General features: G+C 60.7%; 1 pseudogene. It reads right to left on the bottom strand.

From position 1 onward, the window contains the following. Nucleotides 1–254 (bottom strand): annotated as a pseudogene (locus tag C2846_RS18525) (hypothetical protein); the annotation flags it as partial. Nucleotides 255–323: the final 69 nt, after the last annotated feature.

Genomic DNA, 323 nt, shown 5'->3' with positions numbered 1-323 from the left:
TCAGGGCCAATCTCCATAAAACTGCGAATACACTCCCACTGACGCATGGCCGCGGCACCCGGGCCGGGGCTGACCATGATGATCCAGCCCGGCTTTTTATCATGGTAAGGCTCGTCGATTTCATCCTTGAAGGGGAACCACAACAGCAATCCCCCCAGCTTGGCGGCACCAAACTGGCCGACCATGGTGGCGCTGGGAGCAATGGCGTGTACCCGCTCCCAGGGCACGGTCCACTCCTCACCATCATCAGCCACAATGCGCACTTCTCGGCGTTGGCGGTGGAACCTTAGAGGTGGTATCAGCGGGCGGCGGTAGACGCGGAT

This window comes from Pseudomonas jilinensis (assembly GCF_003586265.1).
In the GTDB taxonomy this organism is placed as follows: domain Bacteria; phylum Pseudomonadota; class Gammaproteobacteria; order Pseudomonadales; family Pseudomonadaceae; genus Halopseudomonas; species Halopseudomonas phragmitis.
Note: the sequence above shows the minus strand (reverse complement) of the source record. Positions and strands in the feature narration are given on the sequence as shown.